Origin of the sequence: Pseudomonas sp. WS 5011 (assembly GCF_012985775.1) — a bacterium.
In the GTDB taxonomy this organism is placed as follows: domain Bacteria; phylum Pseudomonadota; class Gammaproteobacteria; order Pseudomonadales; family Pseudomonadaceae; genus Aquipseudomonas; species Aquipseudomonas peli.
Genome location: NZ_JAAQXA010000007.1, coordinates 37282 through 58368, shown reverse-complemented (window position 1 = coordinate 58368; position 21087 = coordinate 37282). Strand labels below are relative to the sequence as shown.

At 60.9% G+C, this 21087-nt stretch carries 18 protein-coding genes; 4 read left to right on the top strand and 14 right to left on the bottom strand.

Annotation, left to right across the window (positions count from 1 at the left end):
* Window positions 1-47: 47 nt before the first annotated feature.
* From HBN63_RS09720 to HBN63_RS09700, 5 genes are all read right to left on the bottom strand, one after another.
* On the bottom strand, window positions 48-230 hold the full coding sequence (locus HBN63_RS09720) for a hypothetical protein (RefSeq protein WP_170049265.1): 183 nt from the start codon (window positions 228-230) through the stop codon (window positions 48-50).
* The gene (locus HBN63_RS09715; protein WP_170049264.1) at window positions 227-1357 is read right to left on the bottom strand and encodes a PepSY domain-containing protein; all 1131 of its coding nucleotides are present in this window, start codon (window positions 1355-1357) and stop codon (window positions 227-229) included. Before HBN63_RS09715 ends, HBN63_RS09720 begins: the two co-directional genes overlap by 4 nt.
* A gap of 61 nt (window positions 1358-1418) precedes the next feature.
* Window positions 1419-3824 carry a TonB-dependent siderophore receptor gene (locus HBN63_RS09710; RefSeq protein ID WP_170049263.1) on the bottom strand — a complete coding sequence of 802 codons (2406 nt, stop codon included), beginning with the start codon at window positions 3822-3824 and terminating at the stop codon, window positions 1419-1421.
* A 128-nt stretch (window positions 3825-3952) separates the two neighbouring features.
* Entirely contained in the window at window positions 3953-4906 is a 954-nt protein-coding gene (locus HBN63_RS09705; RefSeq protein WP_170049262.1) for a FecR family protein, read from the bottom strand.
* A complete protein-coding gene (locus HBN63_RS09700; RefSeq protein ID WP_170049261.1) occupies window positions 4903-5421 on the bottom strand; it encodes an RNA polymerase sigma factor in 519 nt (172 codons plus the stop codon). The genes HBN63_RS09705 and HBN63_RS09700 overlap by 4 nt, the downstream gene beginning before the upstream one ends.
* Window positions 5422-5628: 207 nt before the next feature.
* Here HBN63_RS09700 and yegQ point away from each other — a divergent pair, with 207 nt between their 5' ends.
* On the top strand, window positions 5629-6945 hold the full coding sequence (gene yegQ, locus HBN63_RS09695; RefSeq protein WP_167146802.1) for a tRNA 5-hydroxyuridine modification protein YegQ: 1317 nt from the start codon (window positions 5629-5631) through the stop codon (window positions 6943-6945).
* Window positions 6946-6954: 9 nt separating this feature from the next.
* On the opposite strand, the gene HBN63_RS09690 is transcribed toward yegQ, so the two are convergent.
* From HBN63_RS09690 to HBN63_RS09665, 6 genes are all read right to left on the bottom strand, one after another.
* Window positions 6955-7659, bottom strand: a complete 705-nt coding sequence (locus HBN63_RS09690; RefSeq protein ID WP_170049260.1) for a 3'-5' exonuclease — start codon at window positions 7657-7659, stop codon at window positions 6955-6957.
* The gene (locus tag HBN63_RS09685) at window positions 7656-9587 is read right to left on the bottom strand and encodes a putative nucleotidyltransferase substrate binding domain-containing protein (protein ID WP_170049259.1); all 1932 of its coding nucleotides are present in this window, start codon (window positions 9585-9587) and stop codon (window positions 7656-7658) included. The genes HBN63_RS09690 and HBN63_RS09685 overlap by 4 nt, the downstream gene beginning before the upstream one ends.
* Window positions 9588-9741: 154 nt before the next feature.
* On the bottom strand, window positions 9742-10146 hold the full coding sequence (locus tag HBN63_RS09680) for a phosphate ABC transporter substrate-binding protein (RefSeq protein ID WP_090255046.1): 405 nt from the start codon (window positions 10144-10146) through the stop codon (window positions 9742-9744).
* 11 nt (window positions 10147-10157) lie between these two features.
* Window positions 10158-11333, bottom strand: coding sequence for a porin (locus HBN63_RS09675; RefSeq protein ID WP_170049258.1), 1176 nt, complete (start codon window positions 11331-11333; stop codon window positions 10158-10160).
* A 23-nt stretch (window positions 11334-11356) separates the two neighbouring features.
* Complete coding sequence (locus HBN63_RS09670) at window positions 11357-12976, bottom strand: methyl-accepting chemotaxis protein (protein ID WP_167146815.1); 1620 nt, start codon at window positions 12974-12976, stop codon at window positions 11357-11359.
* Window positions 12977-13253: 277 nt separating this feature from the next.
* On the bottom strand, window positions 13254-15431 hold the full coding sequence (locus HBN63_RS09665) for a malate synthase G (RefSeq protein ID WP_170049257.1): 2178 nt from the start codon (window positions 15429-15431) through the stop codon (window positions 13254-13256).
* 298 nt (window positions 15432-15729) lie between these two features.
* Between HBN63_RS09665 and HBN63_RS09660 the strand changes: the two genes are divergently transcribed.
* Together HBN63_RS09660 and HBN63_RS09655 are read left to right on the top strand one after the other, a co-directional pair.
* Window positions 15730-16176 carry a GNAT family N-acetyltransferase gene (locus tag HBN63_RS09660; RefSeq protein WP_170049256.1) on the top strand — a complete coding sequence of 149 codons (447 nt, stop codon included), beginning with the start codon at window positions 15730-15732 and terminating at the stop codon, window positions 16174-16176.
* A gap of 21 nt (window positions 16177-16197) precedes the next feature.
* A complete protein-coding gene (locus HBN63_RS09655) occupies window positions 16198-16716 on the top strand; it encodes an ACT domain-containing protein (protein WP_170049255.1) in 519 nt (172 codons plus the stop codon).
* Window positions 16717-16911: 195 nt separating this feature from the next.
* On the opposite strand, the gene rarD is transcribed toward HBN63_RS09655, so the two are convergent.
* From rarD to HBN63_RS09640, 3 genes are all read right to left on the bottom strand, one after another.
* A complete protein-coding gene (gene rarD, locus HBN63_RS09650) occupies window positions 16912-17826 on the bottom strand; it encodes an EamA family transporter RarD (RefSeq protein ID WP_170049254.1) in 915 nt (304 codons plus the stop codon).
* A gap of 183 nt (window positions 17827-18009) precedes the next feature.
* Window positions 18010-18984, bottom strand: a complete 975-nt coding sequence (locus HBN63_RS09645) for a serine/threonine protein kinase (RefSeq protein ID WP_170049253.1) — start codon at window positions 18982-18984, stop codon at window positions 18010-18012.
* A gap of 222 nt (window positions 18985-19206) precedes the next feature.
* Window positions 19207-19941, bottom strand: a complete 735-nt coding sequence (locus HBN63_RS09640) for a ComF family protein (protein WP_170049252.1) — start codon at window positions 19939-19941, stop codon at window positions 19207-19209.
* A gap of 80 nt (window positions 19942-20021) precedes the next feature.
* On the opposite strand from HBN63_RS09640, the gene bioB reads away from it, so the two are divergent.
* Window positions 20022-21080 carry a biotin synthase BioB gene (bioB, locus tag HBN63_RS09635; protein WP_170049251.1) on the top strand — a complete coding sequence of 353 codons (1059 nt, stop codon included), beginning with the start codon at window positions 20022-20024 and terminating at the stop codon, window positions 21078-21080.
* Window positions 21081-21087 lie beyond the last annotated feature (7 nt).

Here is a 21087-nt window from a genome sequence, read left to right as displayed (position 1 = left end):
GTCAATTCTCCTCGCTAATCACCGGTTAGCCCTGGCTTCGTTCAGGGCTACGGGCGCCGTGTTTGGCTGCGCTGCAGCAACGGCCAGCAGCCAAGTACGGCCGGTAAGCCGAGGCCCAGCCAGGCCACGGCATCCCAGCCGCTATCACCCAGTAGTGCACTGATCAGGCCGATGGCGCTAAGCAGGCCGAGCAGCAGCGGCAGGGTGAAGGTCGATTGGCGCCAGTTCATGCTGGGGTCTCCGCGCGCTCACGTTGCGTCGCCGGGGTTCGCCGGCGTACCCACCAGAGGTACAGGCCGCTGCCGAGCACGATGATGGTCAGTACATCGAGCACCGCCCAGAGCACTTTCATCGGCATGCCGCCGTAGTCGCCAAAGTGCAGCGGTTGCGACATCGACAGCGCATCCATGTACCAGGGCCGCTGGCCGACGGCGGTGACGTTCAGGCTGCGCGCATCAATCAGCACCGGCGTCCACAGGTGGGCGGTGAGGTGCGTATTGCCTTTCATAAATACGCTGTAATGGTGCTCGCTGGAAAAACGTGTACCGGGGAAGGCGATAAAGTCCGGCTGCATCTCCGGCGTGGCTTGCGCGGCAATCGTCAGCACCTGACTGACCGGTGCACGCTCGGTTAACGGCGGCGCGTCGCGATAGGGCGCGACCATCGCGGCCAGGGCTTCGGTACGCCAGGCGCTGATTAGCAGATCGGCGCAGGCGCTGATTACCCCGGTCACGCCCACCACCAGCGCCCAGGTCAGGGTGACGATGCCGATCAGGTTGTGCAGGTCGAGCCAGCGCGTGCGGGTGGATTTCTCATGGCGCACTTCGGCGAATTTCAGCCGACGCATAAACGGCGCGTAAAGCACCACGCCGGAGATGATCGCCACCACGAACAGCAGGCCCATAAATGCCAGCAGCAGCTTGCCCGGCAGCCCAGCGAACATGTCCACGTGCAAACGCAGAATGACCATCAGGATGCCGCCGTTGGCCGCTGGCATTTCAACCGCCTCGCCGCTGCGCGCATCGAGCATAAAGGTGTGCGAAGAGTTCGGCTCGGTGCCGGCAGTGGCCGCAGTGATTGCCACCACGCCGTTGGGTTCATCGTCCTCGAAACCGAAATACTGCACCACTTCCCCCGGTCGATGACGCTCGGCCGCTTCGACCAGCTGTTGCAGGCTTAGATGCGGCGTGTCGGCTGGCAACTCGCGTAGCTCGGGCGCTTCGCCGAGCAGGTGCTCCAGCTCGTGGTGAAAGATCAGCGGCAGGCCGGTTAGGGCCAGCATCAGCAGGAACAGGGTGCAGATCAGGCTGGTCCAGGTGTGCACCTGGGACCAGCGGCGGATGGCGGTGGCTTTCATCGGCATATCCAGAAATGCCTACGCCGCCCGGTATGGCGGCGCAGGGTGGCTGCGTGGGGGCTTACCAGGCGTAGTTGAGGCTGGCGGTCACGCGGCGAGGATCACCGGCATAGCAGTAGAAACCGTCGCAGGTGGCCAGGTATTCCTTGTCGAACAGGTTGTTGGCGTTGAGCGCCACGCTGGCGCCGTGCAGGCTGCTATCGAGGTGGCCGAGGTCATAACGCACAGCGGCGTCGTAGACGGTGTAGGCGTTGGAGTGACCATCCGATGTGTCACGCACGAAGCCGATGCTGCCGACAGAAATATTGTCGGTGGAGCCGACGTAGCGCGCGCCGAAGCCAACACCGAAGCCGGCCAGCGGACCAGCTGCCCAGTCATAGTCGGCCCAGATCGCCGCTTGATGCTCGGGGGTCAGCGGCAGCGCGCGGTTCTTGTCGCGCGGATCACCGACTTTGGTCATCTTGCTGTTGGCGTAGGTGTAAGAGGCGGTCAGCGTGAAGTTTTCGGTCACTTTGCCGATCGCTTCCAGCTCGAAACCACGAACTTGCACTTCCTCCAGAGGCTGGCTGGCCCCCAACGTGTTGGTGCTGACGATGTCCTGCCGTTTCAGGTCATACGCCGCAGCGGTGAACAACATGTCGCTGCCCGGCGGCTGATACTTGATCCCCAGTTCATACTGTTTGCCTGTGCTCGGCTGGAATGCTTTGCCTTCACTACCACCCGCTTCTGCCTGGAATGATTCGGCGTAAGACATGTAAGGGGTGAAGCCGGAATCGAACACGTAGCTTAGCGCTGCGTTACCGCTGAACTGGCTGTCGCGACGGCTGTCTTGGGCATCGTTGGCGTTGTAGAACACCGAGTCGGTATCCAGTTTGTCCCAGCGGCCGCCCAGGGTCAGACGCCAGGCGTCGAGTGCCATCTGATCCTGCAGATAGAGGCCGGTGCTTGTGCGCTTCTGGTTGTAGTTCTGGAAAGCCGTGTAGGCGACACCGCTGAAGTCCTGGCCGTAAATCGGGCGAATGATGTTGCTGCTGGGAGCAGTACCGTACAGCCAGCGGTAATCGGTGTTGACGCGCAGATAATCCACGCCGAGCAATAGCGTGTGCCCGATTGCGCCCGTGTTGAAATCGGCCTGGAGGTTGTTGTCCACAGCGAAGTGGCTGATGTTTTCGTCGTACACGTTAGCGCCGCGCGCAACGGTGCCGTTATCGGCAACCGCGGTCGCCCAGCCCCCAGCGGTGATGATCTGGTTATCCAGTTCGAGTTTGCTATAGCGCAGGTTCTGATTGAACTGCCAGATGTCGTTGATGCGGTGCTCGAAGGCGTAGCCCAGTGCGTAGAACGTCTTGTCGTAGAACTCCCAGTCAGGGTCGCCAAGGTTCTTGTTGTAGTCGATCTTGCCGGCTGGGGTGCTCAGCTTGGTGCCTTGCAGTGGCAGGAACTGGCTGGTGCCGCCGGTATCGTCTCGGTTGAACTGGCCGAGGAAGGTCAGTTTGCTGTCGTCGGCAATGTTCCACGTCAGGCTGGGCGCGAGGTTGAAACGCTGGTCGTCCATATGCTCGATAACGGTGCCACTGTCACGGCCGGTACCGCTGAGACGGTAGAGGAAGCGACCTTCATCGTCGATCTTGCCGGTGCTATCGAAGCTGATCTGCTTGTGATTGTAGTTACCGGCTTGCACCTGCACTTCATGGCTGCTTTCGGCCTGCGGGCGTCGGCTGACGGCATCCACCAGGCCGCCGGGCGGGGTCTGGCCATACACGGCCGAGGCAGGGCCGCGCAGTACGGCGACGCGTTCCAGGTTCCAGGTTTCCAGCTTGGCCATGGTGTAGCTGCCTTTGGGCAGCGGCAAGCCGTCGAGCATCTGGATCGGCTCGAAACCGCGGATCTTCATCCAGTCGGCGCGGCTGTCGCTGCCGTAACTGCTGGCAATGACACCGGGCATATAGCGCACGGCGTCATCGAGGTTCTGCACTTTGCGATCCTGCATCTGCTCGCGGGTGGCCACCGAGATCGAGCGCGGTGCTTCCAGCAGCGGTGTGTCGGTCTTGCTGCCGGTTGCAGTGCGATTGGCCAGGTAGCCGGGCGCAGGGCCCCAGGCGCTTTCCACGTTCTGCGCGGCGGTCACCGTCACATCCGGCAACGCCACCGCTGCTTGCGGCACTGGTGCCAAGTTGTAGCTGCCGGCGTTGTTCTGCTGCAATTGCAAACCACTGCCTTGCAGCGCCTGGTGCAGGGCTTCGAGGGCGTCGTAGTCACCTGCCACCGGGGCTGATTGTTTGCCTGCGGTCAGCGCGGGGTCGATGCTCAGGACGATACCGGCCTGGCTGGCTATCTGTGTCAGGGTGCTGGCCAACGGTGCGGCCGGCAGTTGGTAGCTATCCGCCAGGGCGGGAGCGCAGACGCTGGCAAGACTGATGGCAGCGGCCAGCAGGCCGGGGCGAAACAGGGGCATGGCGCGGGTCATTACGAAACTCTCCTAAGCGGGAATGTATCTCAATGACCTGTTGCCGAAGCAGAATGAAAAAGTGACAGGGCTCGTTAAAAATAATTTGCCAACTTCCTGGCGTATCACCTGGCGGCACAGCGCGACACCTACTGCGCAGCGGGTACGACCCGGGTCCACCAGTTGCCAAGGCGCTCAATACGCACGGGCAAACTCGGCGGCAGGGCAACCAAGGCCTTGTCGCTGTCGTGCAAGGGGAAGCTGCCGCTGATGCGCAGGTCGGCCAGGCTCGGGTCGAGGCCCAGGTAGCCGTTGCGATATTCGCCGAGGGCGTTGAGCAGGTCTTCAAGGCGCAGGTTGTCCGCCACCAGCATGCCTTGGCTCCAGGCCGCTGCGCTGAGTGGCGCAGGCAGCACGCTGCCAAGGCGTTGGCGCTGCATCAGCACTTGTTCGCCGCTGTGGATAATCCGTTCGCTGCTGCCTTCGACCGGGTGCGCGGCGACGGCCGACTGCAGCACGGTGAGGCGCGTGCTGGTGCCTTCGCGGCGGACCAGAAAGCGCGTGCCGAGAGCGCGCAGGCTGCCGTGTTCAGTGAGCACCACAAAGGGTCGCGAATCACCGTGAGCGGTTTGCACCAGGATCTCACCGCTGTGCAGGCGCACTGCGCGCTGGCTGTCGCTGAATTCGATGTCCACGGCGCTGGCGCTGTTTAGGCGCACCAGGCTGTGGTCGCTGAGCAGCAGTTCGCGCTGTTCGCCACGGCCGGTGTGTTCATCGGCCAGGTAATCGCCGAGCGGGCGTTGCTGCGCCAACAGGCCGAGCACCAGCGCGCTGCTCAGCAGTAGGCCGAGCGCGGTGCCGCCTATACGCCGTAGACCTTTGCTGCGCGCACTGTGCAGCAAGGCTTGCCGCGCCGGCGCGGCGGCGGCCGAAGCCAGGCGGATATCCATGCCATTGAGTTGTTGCCAGACCCGCGCATGGTCGGGGTGCGCCGCCAGCCATGCGGCGAACGCATGCTGTTGTTCAGCGCTGACCGTGCCGGAGTCCAGGCACAGCTGCCATTCGATGGCGGCACCCAGCACCTGCGCCGATACCGCGCTCATTGTGGCTCTCCGTACAGGGCGATGTAGCACTGGCGCAGACCCTGGGCCAGGTACTGGCGCACGCGGGAGACGGAAACGCCGAGGCGCTCGGCGATTTCCGCGTGGCCCATGCCGTCCAGGCGGTTATGCAGAAAGGCCGCGCGGGCGTTGCTCGACAGCTCACCAAGCAAGCGATCTATTTCGCGCAGCGCGTCCAGGGCCAGCGCCTGTTCTTCGGCGCTGGGTTGCACGTCCTGAGGTTGCTGGCCGAGTTCTTCGAGGTAGGTACGTTCCAACGCGCTGCGGCGGAAGTGATCGATCAGCAGGCCTTTAGCGATGGTGGTCAGCAGCGCGCGCGGCTCGCGGGCCTGATCCAGATCACTGCGGCCGAGCAGGCGGACAAAGGTGTCCTGGCTGAGGTCTTCGGCGCGTTCCGGGCTGTACAGGCTTTTGCGCAGCCAGCCGAGCAGCCAGTCACGGTGATCGCGATAGAACAGGCCGACAACTTGCTGGTGGGTGGAATCGCCGGCCGACACGCGGACCTCGCAATGGGAGATAGGAAACAAATCAAGAATTATTCGCATATGATGACAGCGCCGCCCCCTGCGCTGCAATCAGCCGATGCGCTGCCGCGATGGGTGGTTGCGCTATGCCATGGCACCGCAGTGACATAGATACAGATCAATAGCCGCTGGCCGCTGCCGCGCTAGAGTGACCGGCCCTGTTGGCTGAGCGCTTTACCCATGGCACCGACTCCGCGTTACCCCGAGCTGCTCTCACCAGCCGGCACCCTGAAAAATATGCGTTACGCCTTCGCCTATGGCGCGGATGCGGTGTACGCCGGGCAGCCGCGTTACAGCCTGCGGGTGCGCAATAATGAGTTCGACCACGCCAATCTGGAGGCGGGTATCCGCGAGGCGCATGCGCAGGGGAAGCAGTTCTATGTGGTGGTCAACATCGCGCCGCATAACGCCAAGCTGAAGACCTTTCTGCGTGACCTGCTGCCGGTGGTGCTGATGGGGCCGGATGCGCTGATCATGTCCGACCCCGGGTTGATCATGCTGGTGCGCGAACATTTTCCGCAGATGCCGATTCACCTGTCGGTGCAGGCCAATGCGGTGAACTGGGCCAGCGTGAGGTTCTGGCAACAGCAGGGCTTGAGCCGGGTGATTCTGTCGCGCGAGCTGTCGCTGGAGGAGATCGCCGAGATCCGCAGTGAAGTGCCGGGCATGGAACTGGAGGTGTTTGTCCACGGTGCGTTGTGCATGGCTTATTCCGGGCGCTGCCTGCTGTCGGGTTATATCAACAAGCGCGATCCCAACCAGGGTAGCTGCACCAATGCCTGTCGCTGGCAGTACCAGGCCACTCCGGCCGGCGAGAACGAACTGGGCGAGGTGGTGCAGATTGTCGAACCGACCTTAGGCGTGGGTGCGCCCACAGAGCAGCTGTTTCTGCTGGAGGATGCCAGTCGGCCTGGCGAGCAGATGGCCGCCTATGAGGACGAGCACGGCACCTACATCATGAACTCCAAGGACCTGCGCGCGGTGCAGCATGTCGAGCGTCTGGTGCAGATGGGCGTGCATTCGCTGAAGATCGAGGGCCGTACCAAATCCCACTATTACGTGGCGCGCACTGCTCAGGTGTACCGCAAGGCCATTGATGATGCGGTGGCCGGCAGGCCCTTCGACAAATCCCTGATGAATACCCTGGAGTCCCTGGCCCATCGCGGCTACACCGAGGGTTTTCTGCGCCGCCATGTGCACGATGAATATCAGAACTATGAGCGCGGCAGCTCGGTGTCCGAACAGCAGCAGTTTGTCGGTGAACTGACCGGCGAGCGGCGTGGTGAACTGGCTGAGGTGCGGGTAAAGAACCGCTTTGCCGTCGGTGATGGCCTGGAGCTTATGACGCCCCAGGGTAATCTGCGCTTTACCCTCGAGCAGCTGGAAAACAGCAAGGGCCATGCTGTGGCAGTCGCGCCGGGCGACGGACATGTGCTCTACCTGCCGGTGCCACCTGAGGTGCAGCTGGAATATGGCCTGCTGATGCGCGATCTGTAGGCGCTGCTCTTACATCGAATGCGCGCGTTGGCGACGACGGCTGTTGAGTTGCTGCAGCAGTGCCGGCAGGTTGTCGAGCTGCTGCTGGCGCGCCTTGCTGAACAAAATCAGCGCCAGCTCTGCAGTCACCAGTGCGTCGGCGCTGGCGTGGTGACGTTGTTGCACCTGCAGGCCGAAATGCTGCGTCCAGTCGTCTAGGCCTGCGTGCGGCAGTTTTGCCTTGGGGCAGACCAGCGGGGCGATTTCGGCGACATCGAAGAAGGCATGCTGCAAGCGGTAGCCCAGGCTCTGCTTGAGCGCGCGGGCCAGCATGCGCTGGTCGAACTCGGCATGAAAGGCCAGCAACGGACTGTCGCCGACAAACTCCATAAAGCTCAGCAGGGCTTCGGCGGGCTCCTCGCCATTGGCGATTTCGCTGGGCGCAATGCCATGGATCAGCGTGCTGGCGCTGGCCTGGTGGCCTTCGCGGAGCAAGGTGCATTCGAATTGCTGACCAAGGTCGATGGCGCCCTGGTCGATTACCACCGCACCAATAGACAGGACTTGATCACGGCGCATATTCAGTCCGCTGGTTTCCAGGTCCAGCACCACTAGGCGCTGCTCGTTCAGCGGACCATCGTTGAGGTAGCAAGTCTCGGCCAGTGCCTGTCGGCGCGTGAGTTGTGCTTGCGTCAGGGCCGGTCGTTGCCCGGTAAACCAGGTGAACTTGCTCATAACTGATACCTCTGCGCCAGGCTGCTCTGCAGGCGCTGTGCCTGGCGGAACGATTCACGCAGGATGCGCCGGTCGAGGTGGTTGAGGTGATCGGGATCGACGCGGTTGGAATAGGCTTGGCCATTGCGTGCCTGCAGCTGGTGCTGCTGCATCCGTGCCTGCTGAATGTAGTGGTAGGCCTCTTCATAGGCTGCGCCATCCTGGGCTTCGATCACCCCCTGCTGAATCAGCGCGCGCAGGCGCTCCAGGGTGTTACAGGTGTTCACGCCATGGGCCAGGGCCAGCAGGCGGGCGCCATCAACAAAGGGCGTCAGGCCCTGCACTTTAAGGTCCAGGGTGTCCTTCTCAGCACCGCTGCGAGCGACCACAAAGTCACGGAACATGCCCACCGGCGGTCGCTGGCGTAGGGCGTTTTCCGCCAGCATGCGCTGAAACAGGCTATTGCCGGCCACCTGCTGCAGCAGGCCTTCGCGCAGGTGATCGCAACCCTCGGTTGTGCCCCACACGGCACGCAGGTCGAAATAGATGCTTGAGGCCAGCAGGTTCTCCGGCGTGGCTTCCTGAACAAAACTGCTGAAGCGCCGTGACCACTCTTGGCGTGACAGGCACAGCTCGGGGTTGCCGGCCATGATGTTGCCCTTGCACAGGGTAAAGCCGCATTGCGCCAGGCGCTGATTGATCTCCTGGGCCAGCGGCAGTAGGCGGCCGCGTATGGCCGCAGCTTCGGCTGCATCGGCGGCTTCGAAGAGGATGCCGTTGTCCTGATCGGTGTGCAGCGTCTGCTCGCTGCGGCCTTCGCTGCCGAATACCAGCCAGGTGAACGGTACGCCAGGGTCGCCTAGGTCTTCCAACGTCAGCTCGATCACCCGGCAGACAGTATGGTCGTTGAGCAGGGTGATCAGCTGGGTGATCTGCGTCGAGCTGGCGCCGTGGGCGAGCATGCTGTCGACCAGTTGGCGCACATCGCTGCGTAGCGCTGCCAGGGTTTCCACCCGTCCGGCGTGGCGAATGGTGCGCGCCAGGTGCACCAGATCGACCCGCTGCAGGCTGAACAGATCCCGCTCTGAAATCACCCCGCACAGCTGGCCATGCTCAACCAGGCAGACGTGGGCGATATGCCGCTCTGTCATGGCCATCGCCGCATCGAAGGCGCTGGCATCTGGTGGCAGATCAAAGGGTGATTGCGTCATCAGGCAGTCGATGGGCTGCGCCAGATCGACACCGTCAGCCACCACGCGACGCAGGTCGCGCAGGGTAAAAATGCCCAGTGGTTTCAATTTGGGATCAACGATCACAATGCTGCCGACCTGTTGTTCGTGCATCAGCTTGACCGCATCACGCAGCGGCATGTCCGGGCTGCAGCTGATCGGGGTGCGCATGGCCAGCTGGCCGAGGCGGGTATCGAGCGAATACTGCGCGCCAAGGGTTTCCACCGCGCGCATCTGCACCTGCTGGTTGACCTGATCGAGCAGGCTGCTGACACCGCGCAAGGCAAAGTCGCGCAACGGGCTGGACAATGAGAACAGCTTGATAAACGCCGGCTTGTTCAGCAGCAGGCAGAAGGTGTCTTCGGCGGCCAGGTGTTCGGTGCGGGTGGCGCGCTCGCCGATCAGCGCAGCCAGCGGGAAGCATTCACCGCTGGTGATTTCGAAGGTGGTTTCCGTGCCGCGCCGTGCGGAATGCGGGCGTTCGCCATGCACGCGGCCCTGTTTGACAATATAAAAGTGCTCAACCGGGCCGTCGGTCGGCTTGATGATGGTTTCACCTTCGCCATAGAAACGCAGCTGACAGTTCTCCACCAGATACGCCAGGTGGGCGGCATCCATCTGATTGAACGGCGGAAATTTCTGCAGAAAGACCATGGTGCCATGGATGTTCTGCATCACCGCCGTTTTGCCGGCTTGGGCGATTGCATCTGCGCTGCTCATGGGCGGCCTCACGGTTTTCTCTATAAGCATGATCGACTGGCGCTGTGGGGTAGGCCATTGGACGTAAGTCTAGGCGTTGGGCGTCCTGTGCAAGAGGCATAAAAAAGCCCTTGGATTTTTCAATCCAAGGGCTCTGATGACGATGCTGCAATGATTAAGGCAGGGTAAAGAGAACCTTCACACTGTCATTCACTGCGGCGGCATCTACATAGCCAATCGCATCGGCTTCAGCGGCCACCTTGGCGATGACATCAGCGTCGCCGCCAACGCTTGGTAGCGGTTGACCCTTACCAGTGAACACGAGTCCAGACCAGTACGATTTGAGCTGTGATTCACTCTTGTTGGTCACTGCACTGTAGAACTTGTCCTTGGTTGCAGACCAATCCTTGTGGTCAACGCCTTTCATGGACTTGTCTTTGCCCAGAAAGATGTTGCTGACGTCTGCCTGGCTCGGCGCCTTGGCCGCGCCCGGATTAACGATTACTGCGACTTCGGCCTGAGCCAGCGCGCTAACGCTGAGGCACACGGCGACGCAGAGCGTTTGAATGGAATGCTTCATCAATGCTCTCCTCAGAATACGAAGTCGACGCCGACGCTGATGATGTCACCGTCAAAGTTGCGGGCTGGGCTGCCTGCTACCCCTGCGGGAACATTCAGACTTGGGATGCCGTTTTGATTAATGTTGTTTTCAAACGCTTCTTGAGGTGTACGGACAAATACACCGTCGTAACCGCCTGAAGTATCCACGCGTTTGAATTCGCTTTTCAAAACTACGTTAGGCAGTAGGTTGTAGTTCAGACCCAGAGTCCAAGAGTTTTGCCGCCCAGCATCGTCATCCAGTTGTGCGTAGGTAACATGAGTCAGGAATTCGCCAAAGCGGCGCCCCCCCATTAGGTAGAAGGCGTCGACACTGCCAGAACCGTCTGCCTCAATAACGCGTGAGGTCCATTCGTTACTGGTTAGCCAGGTACCGTTGTCGTATTGGTAACCTAGAGACGTGAATTTTCCTTTCTGTTTGTCCAAGCTTTGAAACGATACGGCTCTAGGTGCTCCACCCAGTAATACGGTGTCTTCAATTTCAGTTGAGATATCGGCTTCTACATAACCCACGCGCAGCGTGCCTAAGTCATTGGTGGCCAGGCTGATGTTGGCGCCAAAGACCTTTTCGTAGTCGATGTCATGCATGCCATCAAAGGCGAAGATGTCGCGATTCTTCGCCTGACCACCGGCGACCTGGAAGGCCATTGAACCGAAGGAAAGTGGCAGATTGTAAACCGCGTCCAGACCCTCGTAATTGGACAGTTGAACCTGGCTGTAAACTTCATCAGGCAGGCGCAGCCATGGGTAGCTGAAGCCCACATCGATACTTTCCGAATACATGTATACCGGGGTGCGTAGTCTACCGACACGCAGCATCAGGTTGTCATTGGCTTGCCAGGAGAAGTACGCCCACTCGACATTGGCTTTCCACTCATCCTGTGCCGGCTTGGCGGTTAGTTGCAGCGTTGCGCCAATGCTGTCAGTGATGCCGTAATTGACTTGCGCACCAAACTTGGACAGCTGATCGCCGCGCCAGGAATCGTTGGTCTGGCCGGTGATGCCATAGCTACGGCCATCATCTTCGCCACCGAGGTGGGTGATGCCGACCGTACCAAAGGTATTGAAGCGGTGTTCGCCTTGCTCCAGCGCGAAAGCTGGAGCAGCGGCCAGGCAGATGGCCAAGGGAAGCAGACGAGCTTTAAACATGCAGTGATGCTCCTGTGTTCAGGTTAAACGCGGAATTGGGCAGTCGCCGCGCGCAGATGATCCCCTGTGCTGACCAACTGTTCGCCGAGACGAGCCGTTGCTTCTGCACCTTGAGCGGTTGCTTGTGCGTCCTGCTGCAACACTTGTGTATCTTGCTGGATGGAACTGGAAAGGCCGATTTGTTCCTGGGTGAACTGCGCGATACCAGCATTAAGCTGATTGATATGGCCGACGGCGCCGGCAATCGCTTCGAGTATCTGGGTGGCTTGCACGGAGCGCTCGATGCTCGCCTGAGCTTTTTCGCCATTGGCGGTCATCACGCTGAGTACACCATTAGCGCTGTTCTGCAGACGCAGGATGATGTTCTGGATTTCGGCGGTGGAGGCGGCGGTTTTCGAGGCCAGGTTGCGCACTTCATCGGCCACTACGGCAAACCCCCGGCCCTGCTCGCCTGCCCGCGCGGCCTCGATGGCGGCGTTGAGTGCCAGCAGGTTGGTTTGCTCGGCAATGCTGCGAATTACGGTCAGCACTGAGCCCACCTGCTGGGTTTCCTCTTCCAGCTGCTGCATGGCACTGACGGCACTCATTACGCTGCTGCCTAGGTCGCTGATGCTGCTCGACAGACTGCCGATGTTCTTGCGCGCCTGATCGGCCTGCTGCGAGGCCGCCCCGGCTTCTTCGGAGGCCTGTTGTGAGCGGTGGGCAACCTCCTGAATGCTGTTGGTCATGGTCAGGATGTCACGGCTGATCGAGTCGGTATGGCCTTGCTGCGAACGTGAGTTTTCCTTGGAGTCCTGAGTCAGCCGGTACAGTTCCTGGGACATGCCGGCCAGCGGGCTGGCGGCTTCGATGATTTGGCGGATGGTGCCTTGCAGCTTGTCGATAAAGCTGTTGAACAGCTGAATCATTTCACCGATTTCATCATTGGAGTCGACATTCACTCGGCGAGTCAGGTCGCCATCACCCCGGGCGATTGCCTGCAGTGAGGTAATCACGCCACGCACGTTGGCCATGGTGCCGCGAATTACCAGCACTGACGCAATGCTGATTAGCAGTACCAGAATGGCTGACAGAGCAAAGCCTACGCGGGTGGTGGTGGCGTTGTCCGTGCGGGTTTGCGCCAGGGTTTCCTGAAAGTCTTCATATGCATGGGTACGGAACGCATTGCCGAGTTTTTGCGCTTCACCCAAGTCACTGGCCATGCGGCCGAGGTTGGGCGCCAGGTCTTCAAAGCTGGCGCTGCCTTTAATCAGCTGCTCTGAGGCGGGCAGGGCGTTGTCCGCGTAACGCTGTATGGCGCTCCGCCAGGCGTCCAGTTCCTGACGGCGGTCCGCTTGGGTGACCAGGGTCTGCAGTTCCTGCTGCATGTCCGCAATGTCAGTCAGGACTTTGCGCGCTTCATCGAGGGTTTCCAGCTCTCCGGCGGCGACTGCGCTATTAAGCAGGCCCGGTAAACGTGAGTACTGGAAGATCACCGCATCGGCCTTCTCAAGGGTCGGGAAACTATTGGTTTCCAGGGTGACCAGGCGCACATCGTTGTTTGCCAGTTGTAGCGAGGTGTAGCCCACGAACAGCAGCAGACCCAGCAAGGCAATGGCGGGCAGCAGTAAGAACTTCAGTGTCAGCGAGAGATTTTTCAACATGGCAGATGTACCCAAAGAGGGGCGCGGAGTATACCGAGTTCATATAGTGGCGTAATGCCGCTTTTCGGTCATTTTTTAGTCATATTCCGTTATGGCTATATTATGGTTTCGGCTGGCATGCCTATTCCTATAGCCAATAAAGTGAGTATCTGCTTGAAATTGTCGAACAAAAGCGAGGCCGCCAGCCTGATGCAAGTCACTGTGCCTGTGCTTTGCTGGCAGCCAATAATAAAAAACCGCCCCGAAGGGCGGTTTTTTATGTGGCTTCAGCTGCGGGTTAAAGGCCGTTGGCGGCCTTGAACTCGCGGCGGCGGCGGTGCAGCACCGGCTCGGTGTAGCCATTCGGCTGCTTGGTGCCTTCGACCACCAGTTCCAGGGCAGCCTGGAAGGCGATGTTGCTGTCGAAGTTCGGCGCCAGCGGACGGTACAGCGGGTCAGCAGCGTTCTGACGATCGACCACCGGGGCCATGCGCTTGAGGCTGGCCACCACCTGCTCTTCAGTGACGATGCCGTGGCGCAGCCAGTTGGCCAGCAGCTGGCTGGAGATGCGCAGGGTGGCGCGGTCTTCCATCAGGCCGACGTCATTGATGTCCGGCACCTTGGAGCAGCCGACGCCCTGGTCGATCCAGCGCACCACGTAACCGAGGATGCCCTGGGAGTTGTTGTCCAGCTCGTTCTGGATCTCTTCCGGGGTCCAGTTGGTGTTCGGCGCCAGCGGGATGCTCAGGATGTCGTCCAGCGAAGCGCGCTCACGCTTGGCCAGCTCGGCCTGACGGGCGAACACATCGACCTTGTGGTAGTGCAGGGCGTGCAGCGCGGCGGCGGTCGGCGACGGTACCCAGGCGGTGTTGGCACCGGCCAGCGGGTGGGCGATCTTCTGCTCGAGCATGCCGGCCATCAGGTCGGGCATGGCCCACATGCCTTTACCGATCTGGGCGCGACCTTGCAGGCCGGTGGCCAGGCCGATATCGACGTTCCAGTTCTCGTAGGCGCTGATCCACTTCTCGGCTTTCATGGCCGCTTTACGCACGACGGGGCCGGCTTCCATGGAAGTGTGGATTTCGTCACCGGTACGGTCGAGGAAGCCGGTGTTGATGAACACCACGCGCTCGCTGGCGGCCTTGATGCAGGCTTTCAGGTTGACGGTGGTGCGGCGCTCTTCGTCCATGATGCCGACTTTCAGGGTGTTGCGCGCCAGGCCGAGCACGTCTTCGACGCGGCTGAAGATTTCGCTGGTGAAGGCGACTTCTTCCGGGCCGTGCATCTTCGGCTTAACGATGTACACGCTGCCGGTGCGAGTGTTCTTGCGGCTGGTGTTGCCATTCAGGTTGTGGATGGCGATCAGGCTGGTGAACAGGCCGTCCTGGATACCTTCCGGAATCTCGTTGCCCTGGGCATCGAGGATCGCCGGGTTGGTCATCAGGTGGCCGACGTTGCGGATGAACAGCAGGCTGCGGCCGTGCAGGGTCAGTTCGCCACCGTCGGTCTTGGTGTAGACGCGATCCGGGTTCATGGTGCGGGTGAAGGTCTGGCCGCCTTTGACCACTTCTTCCGCCAGATCGCCCTTCATCAGGCCGAGCCAGTTTTTGTAGATCACCACTTTGTCGTCGGCATCGACGGCCGCTACAGAGTCTTCGCAGTCCATGATGGTGGTCAGCGCAGCTTCCATCAGCACATCTTTAACGCCAGCGGCGTCGGTCTGGCCGACCGGGGTGCTGGCGTCGATCTGAATTTCGAAATGCAGGCCGTTGTGCTTGAGCAGGACGGCGACAGGCGCATCGGCAGCGCCCTGGAAACCAACCAGTTGCGCGTCGTCACGCAGGCCGCTGTTGCTGCCGCCTTTAAGGCTGACAACCAGCTTGCCGGCTTCGATGCGGTAACCGGTGGAGTCGACATGGGAGCCAGCAGTCAGTGGCGCGGCTTCGTCGAGGAAGGCGCGGGCGAAGGCAATCACCTTGTCGCCGCGAACCTTGTTGTAGCCACGGCCTTTCTCGGCGCCGCCTTCTTCGCTGATCACATCGGTGCCATAAAGCGCGTCGTACAGCGAACCCCAGCGGGCGTTGGAGGCGTTCAGGGCGAAGCGCGCATTCATCACCGGCACGACCAGCTGCGGGCCGGCCAGACGGGCGATTTCATCGTCGACGTTCTGCGTCGTGGCCTGGAAGTCAGCCGGCTCTGGCAGCAGGTAACCGATTTCCTCAAGGAAGGCTTTGTAGGCAGCGGCGTCATGGGCCTGGCCTGCGCGGGCCTGGTGCCAGCCGTCGATCTGCGCCTGAATCGCATCGCGTTTGGCGAGCAGCGCACGGTTTTTCGGGGCCAGGTCATTGATGACCGCTTCGGCACCCGCCCAGAACTTGTCGGCAGCGATGCCGGTACCGGGGATGGCTTCGTTATTCACGAAGTCGAACAGCACTTTGGCAACCTGCAGGCTGCCTACTTGAACGCGTTCAGTCATCACTTGCCTCACTCTGCTCAGCTCTACTCAATAGCCGCGTCGGACATGGGAAATACGTCATGTAGTCCGAGGCGCGGCATACTACATCAAGATCCGGGGAAAATCAGTGGGTGCGCGTCGCTCTGCGACCAAGAAGTGCTTTGCAGTCACTTTGTGTGGCGTGTTGTCGCGGTTAACTTTTAATATTGTTTCATAAAAGATAAAAAACAGTACACAGTTTATTGCGCGTGTTTCTCGATCTACTGCTACAGGCGTGCCTGCCTATACTGCTGCTCCACCGTTCTGGAGAGTGATCACCATGCATATACAGGCAGCCACTGCCGCAGATCTGGACGAACTGGCCGAGCTGTTTGGCGCGTATCTGCGCTTTTATGAGGTGGCCAAACCTCAGTCGCAGGTGCGGGATTTTCTCGCCGCGCGCCTGCGCAACAACGATTCGGTCATTCTGCTGGCCCGTGATGCACACGGTGCGGCGCAAGGCTTCGTCCAGCTCTATGCCTTTTTCTCTTCGCTGGCGCTGCAGCCAGCCTGGCTACTGAGTGACCTGTACGTCAGCGAGCAGGTGCGCCGTCAGGGTGTTGGCGAAGCGCTGATGAACGCCGCTCGCGCCCATGCCGAGGCCACAGGCGCATGCGGTTTGCAGTTGGAGACGGCAAAGAGCAATCTGCCAGGACAAGCCCTCTACGAACGCCTGGGTTATGTGCGTGATGAGGTGTTTTTTACCTATTGGCTGGCGCTCAAATAAGCCTCGTATAAGGAGTTGTTCATGGACCATCTGGTATTGACGGTTATTGCCCAGGATCAGCCGGGGCTGGTCGAGCGCATCGCTCAGTGCATCAGCGAGCACGGTGGTAACTGGCTGGAAAGCCGCATGTCGCGTATGGCCGGGCAGTTCGCCGGGATCCTGCGGGTCGATGTGCCGCTGGACGCGCATTCCGGCCTGGTCACGGCACTGGAGGAATTGCAGGCCCATGGCATCCGCGTGCAGATCGCCGCAGGCGGCACCGAGCCGGTAACGGTTTGGCAGGCTATTCGCCTGGAGCTGGTGGGCAATGATCGCCCGGGTATCGTGCGCGATATCACCCGCCTGCTCAGCAGTCATGGGGTCAACCTGGAAAGTCTGAACACCGAAGTTGTGCCCGCGCCCATGAGCGGCGAGCTGCTCTTCCAGGCCCAGGCTGTGCTGGGCGTGCCGCAGAGCTTGAGCCTGGAGCAATTGCAGGCGCATCTGGAAACCCTGGCGGATGATCTGATGGTGGAGTTAAAGCTGCAGGTTGAGGAGTAACGTCGAGGTTTATCCACGATCCATGTGGATAACTCTGTGCGTAGCATGAGGAGCCCCGGAGCACTGCCTAGTGCCCCGGGGCTTTTTACTAAGTGCTTATTTTTTAAGCACTTAGCTGCTGGTTGTGCACAAAGGCCGGGGATGCTTCTGTGGATAAGCCGGGGGCAACTGGCTGCAGACCAGCGGCCTCGGGCGTTACAGGGTGCTGGTTGTTTTTTTGTCAGTCTGGCGTTTGCGCAGGCTCAGCCAGGCATCCACGCTGTAGATCGCCAGCCCCGTCCAGATGCAGATAAACGCCAGCAGCTTGCTCGGGTCGAAATGTTCCCCGAACAGGAAGATCGCCTGCAGCAGCACCAGGGTTGGCGCCAGGTACTGCAGAAAGCCCAAGGTGGTGTAGGGCAGATGGCGGGCGGCGGCGTTGAAACACACCAGCGGCACCAAGGTAATAGGCCCGGCGGCGATCAGCCACAGCGCTTCCGGGGTGCTCCAGAAATCGGCCTGGGTGCTCATCGCCGCAGGGTGCATAAGCAGCCAACCGAGCGCCAGTGGCAGCAGCAGCCAGGTTTCCACCACCAGGCCGGGCAGGGCAGCCACCGGCGCCTGCTTGCGAATCAGCCCGTAGAAACCGAAGGTCAGCGCCAGCACCAGGGATACCCAGGGAATGCTGCCGACTTGCCACAACTGTTGCAGCACACCCAGCGCGGCCAGGGCCACGGCCAGCCACTGCAGGCGACGCAGACGCTCGCCGAGAATCAGCATGCCCAGCAGCACGTTGACCAGCGGGTTGATGTAGTAGCCCAGGCTGGCTTCGAGCATGCGCTCGTTATTTACCGCCCACACATACACCAGCCAGTTGCTGGCGATCAGCACACCGCTCAAGGCCAGTACGGCAAAGCGTTTGGGATTATTGAGCAGCTCGCGTAGCCAGCCGGGGTGCTTCCACACCAGTAGCAACAGCGCGCCGAACAGCGCGGACCAGAGTGCGCGATGGACGATGATTTCCAGCGCAGGCACGCTCTGGATAGCTTTGAAATAGAGCGGGAACAGGCCCCAGATGATGTAGGCGGTCAGGCCGAGAATATACCCGCGGCGCGGGTTGGCGGTGGCCATGCAGGGTCCTTGCTTAGGCTGCTAACGAGAGGCTTGCGATTCTAGTCGGCGCGGCGCGGGCTTGTCTGGATGGGCAGGATTTTCTTCGGCGCCCTAGGCCACTTGGCTGTAACAAAGACGTTACGGCGACAGGGCTAACTGTAGTGGTCAGCCCGGTAACTCGGGTTGCGTCCGGGCTAGGCGTCAAAACAGCTTTAGCGGCTCTTCATCTAGCGCCGACAGCTGCTCACGCAGGATCAGGATCTGCTCACCCCAGTAACGCTCGCTGCCAAACCAGGGGAAGCTCATGGGGAAGGCCGGGTCGTCCCAGCGCCGTGCCAGCCAGGCGCTGTAATGCATCAGGCGCAGGGTGCGCAGGCCTTCGATCAGCGGCAGCTCGCGCGGGTTGAAATCGTGAAACTCCTGATAGCCGTCCATCAACTCCGACAGTTGGCCGAGGCGTTCGTGGCGGTCGCCAGCCAACATCATCCACAAATCCTGCACTGCGGGGCCCATACGGCAGTCGTCGAGGTCGACCATATGGAAGGTCTCGTCGCGGCACAGCAGATTGCCCGGGTGGCAGTCGCCATGCAGACGAATCGCCTGCACCGGGTGGGCGGCGAACAGCGTATCCAGACGCTTGAGCAAGTCGCGGGCCACCGACTCGTAGGCCGGCAGCAGGCTGCGTGGAATAAAGTTGCCATCGAGCAGGGTGGCCAGCGATGCATGGCCGAAGTTGCTCACCTGCAAGGCCTCACGGTGGGCAAACGGCTTGAGTGAGCCGACCGCATGCAGGCGTCCAAGCAGTTGGCCGAGACGATACAGTTGGTCGAGGTTGCCAGGTTCCGGCGCCCGGCCGCCACGGCGCGGAAACAGGGCGAAGCGAAAGCCCTGGTAACTGAACAGGGTTTCGCCGTCGCGCACCAGGGGAGCTACAACCGGTACTTCGCATTCGGCCAGCTCGAAGGTAAAGCTGTGCTCTTCGCGAATGGCTTCATCGGTCCAGCGATCCGGACGGTAGAACTTGGCGATCAGCGGTGTCTCGTCCTCGATGCCCACTTGGTAGACGCGATTTTCATAGCTGTTCAGCGCCAGTACGCGGGCGTCGCTGAGGTAGCCGATGCTCTCCACGGCATCCAGCACCAGGTCGGGTGTGAGTGCGGCAAATGGATGGGACATGGGTAACTCCAGCAGGTGGGCCGCAAAGTGTACCGCTTTGAGCCTGTCCAAAGTCTGCTGCGCGTCGGCCCTGCTGCGTTAAAAACAGGCTCGGAATGCTCATTTACACCAGTAAACTCCGCTTCCTCGCCGTTTTGACCAGCCGGAGGCTGTTACTACGTAGCGCCTTGCATGGCTCTAGCTCGCGAGCCTTTGAACAGGCTCTTTCCTGCAACACATTACTCAGTCGCCTGGCTTCGGTGTGCGCGCCAAGCAGTACACATCAACCCGAGCCGCGCCGGCCTTCTTTAATAGGCGCGCCAGGCTTTCGGCGGTGGCGCCGGTGGTCAGTACATCATCGACCAGCGCCACATGCAGGCCGCTGACTGCACTGTTCGGCGCCAAGGCGAAGGCTTTACGCAGGTTGCGTTTACGGGTGGCCGCATCCAGCTGCTGTTGCGCCGGTGTGTCGATCACCCTCTGCAGCCAGTGTGCCTGTTGCGGCAGTTGTAGGCTGGCGCTCAGCCATTCAGCGAGCAGGCCGGCCTGGTTGAAGCCCCGTTGGCGTTGGCGTTTATTGGCCAGGGGCACAGGCAGCAGCAGGTCAGGCTTAGGCAGTCCTTCATCGAAGGCATGTTGCAGGTGATGTGACAAAAGCTCACCGAGCAGACGTCCCAATGGCCACTTGGCCTGATGCTTGAACCGGGTGATCAGGCTGTCGATGGGGAAGGCGTAGCGCCAGGGCACTTCGACTTTGCTAAAACTCGGCGGCGTTTTCAGGCAGGCCCCGCATACCAAGCCTTGGCTGGGCAGCGGTAGAGCGCAGACCTGGCAATGCCCGCCAAGCCAGGGCAGCTCGGCTTCGCAGCTGGTGCAGATGGCCAGTGCGGCGTCTGCGGCTTCATCGCAGAGTAGGCAGATTTGCTTGCTTTTTAACCAGTTGTAAACCGGGTGCTGTGAGTCGGGTTGACAGCGCATACGCCTTCCATAACTATGCCGAACATCCGTGTCGCGTCCGCTGAATCTAGCAGGACGCCGCCAACAATAAGGAATTACCGATGAGCGCCACTACCGCCGCCAACCTGCGTCACGACTGGACTCTGCATGAGGTCAAGGCGCTCTTCGAACAACCGTTCAACGACCTGCTGTTCCAGGCGCAGACCGTGCACCGCGCGCATTTTGACCAGAACCGTGTGCAGGTTTCGACCCTGCTGTCGATCAAGACGGGTGCCTGCCCAGAAGACTGCAAGTACTGCCCGCAATCCGGCCACTACAACACCGGCCTGGAAAAGGAAAAACTGCTGGAAGTGCAGAAAGTGCTGGAGGCCGCCGCCGAGGCCAAAGCCATCGGTTCCACCCGTTTCTGCATGGGCGCGGCGTGGAAGCACCCGTCGGCCAAGGACATGCCCTACGTGCTGAAAATGGTCGAGGGCGTTAAAGCCCTGGGCCTGGAAACCTGCATGACCCTGGGCAAGCTGGATAAAGAGCAGACCCAGGCCCTGGCCGCTGCTGGCCTCGACTACTACAACCACAACCTGGACACCTCGCCGGAGTTCTACGGCAACATCATCACCACCCGCACTTATGCCGATCGCCTGGAAACCCTGGCCTATGTGCGTGATTCGGGAATGAAGATCTGCTCCGGCGGCATCCTCGGCATGGGCGAGTCGCTGGACGACCGCGCCGGCCTTTTGATTCAGCTGGCTAACCTGCCGGAGCACCCGGAGTCGGTGCCGATCAACATGCTGGTGAAAGTCAAAGGCACGCCGCTGGCTGATGAGCAGGATGTCGATCCGTTCGACTTTATCCGCATGCTCGCCGTCGCACGGATCATGATGCCGCAGTCGCATGTGCGCCTGTCCGCCGGCCGCGAGGCGATGAACGAGCAGATGCAGGCCCTGGCGTTTTTCGCCGGCGCCAACTCGATCTTCTACGGCGAAAAACTGCTGACCACTGCCAACCCGCAAGCCAACCAGGACATGCAATTGTTCGCCCGCCTCGGCATCAAGCCGGAAGAGCGTGAAGAGCATGCCGATGAAGTGCATCAGGCGGCCATTGAGCAGGCGCTGGTCGAACAGCGTGATTCCAAGCTGTTCTATAACGCCGCTTCGGCCTAAACCGCTG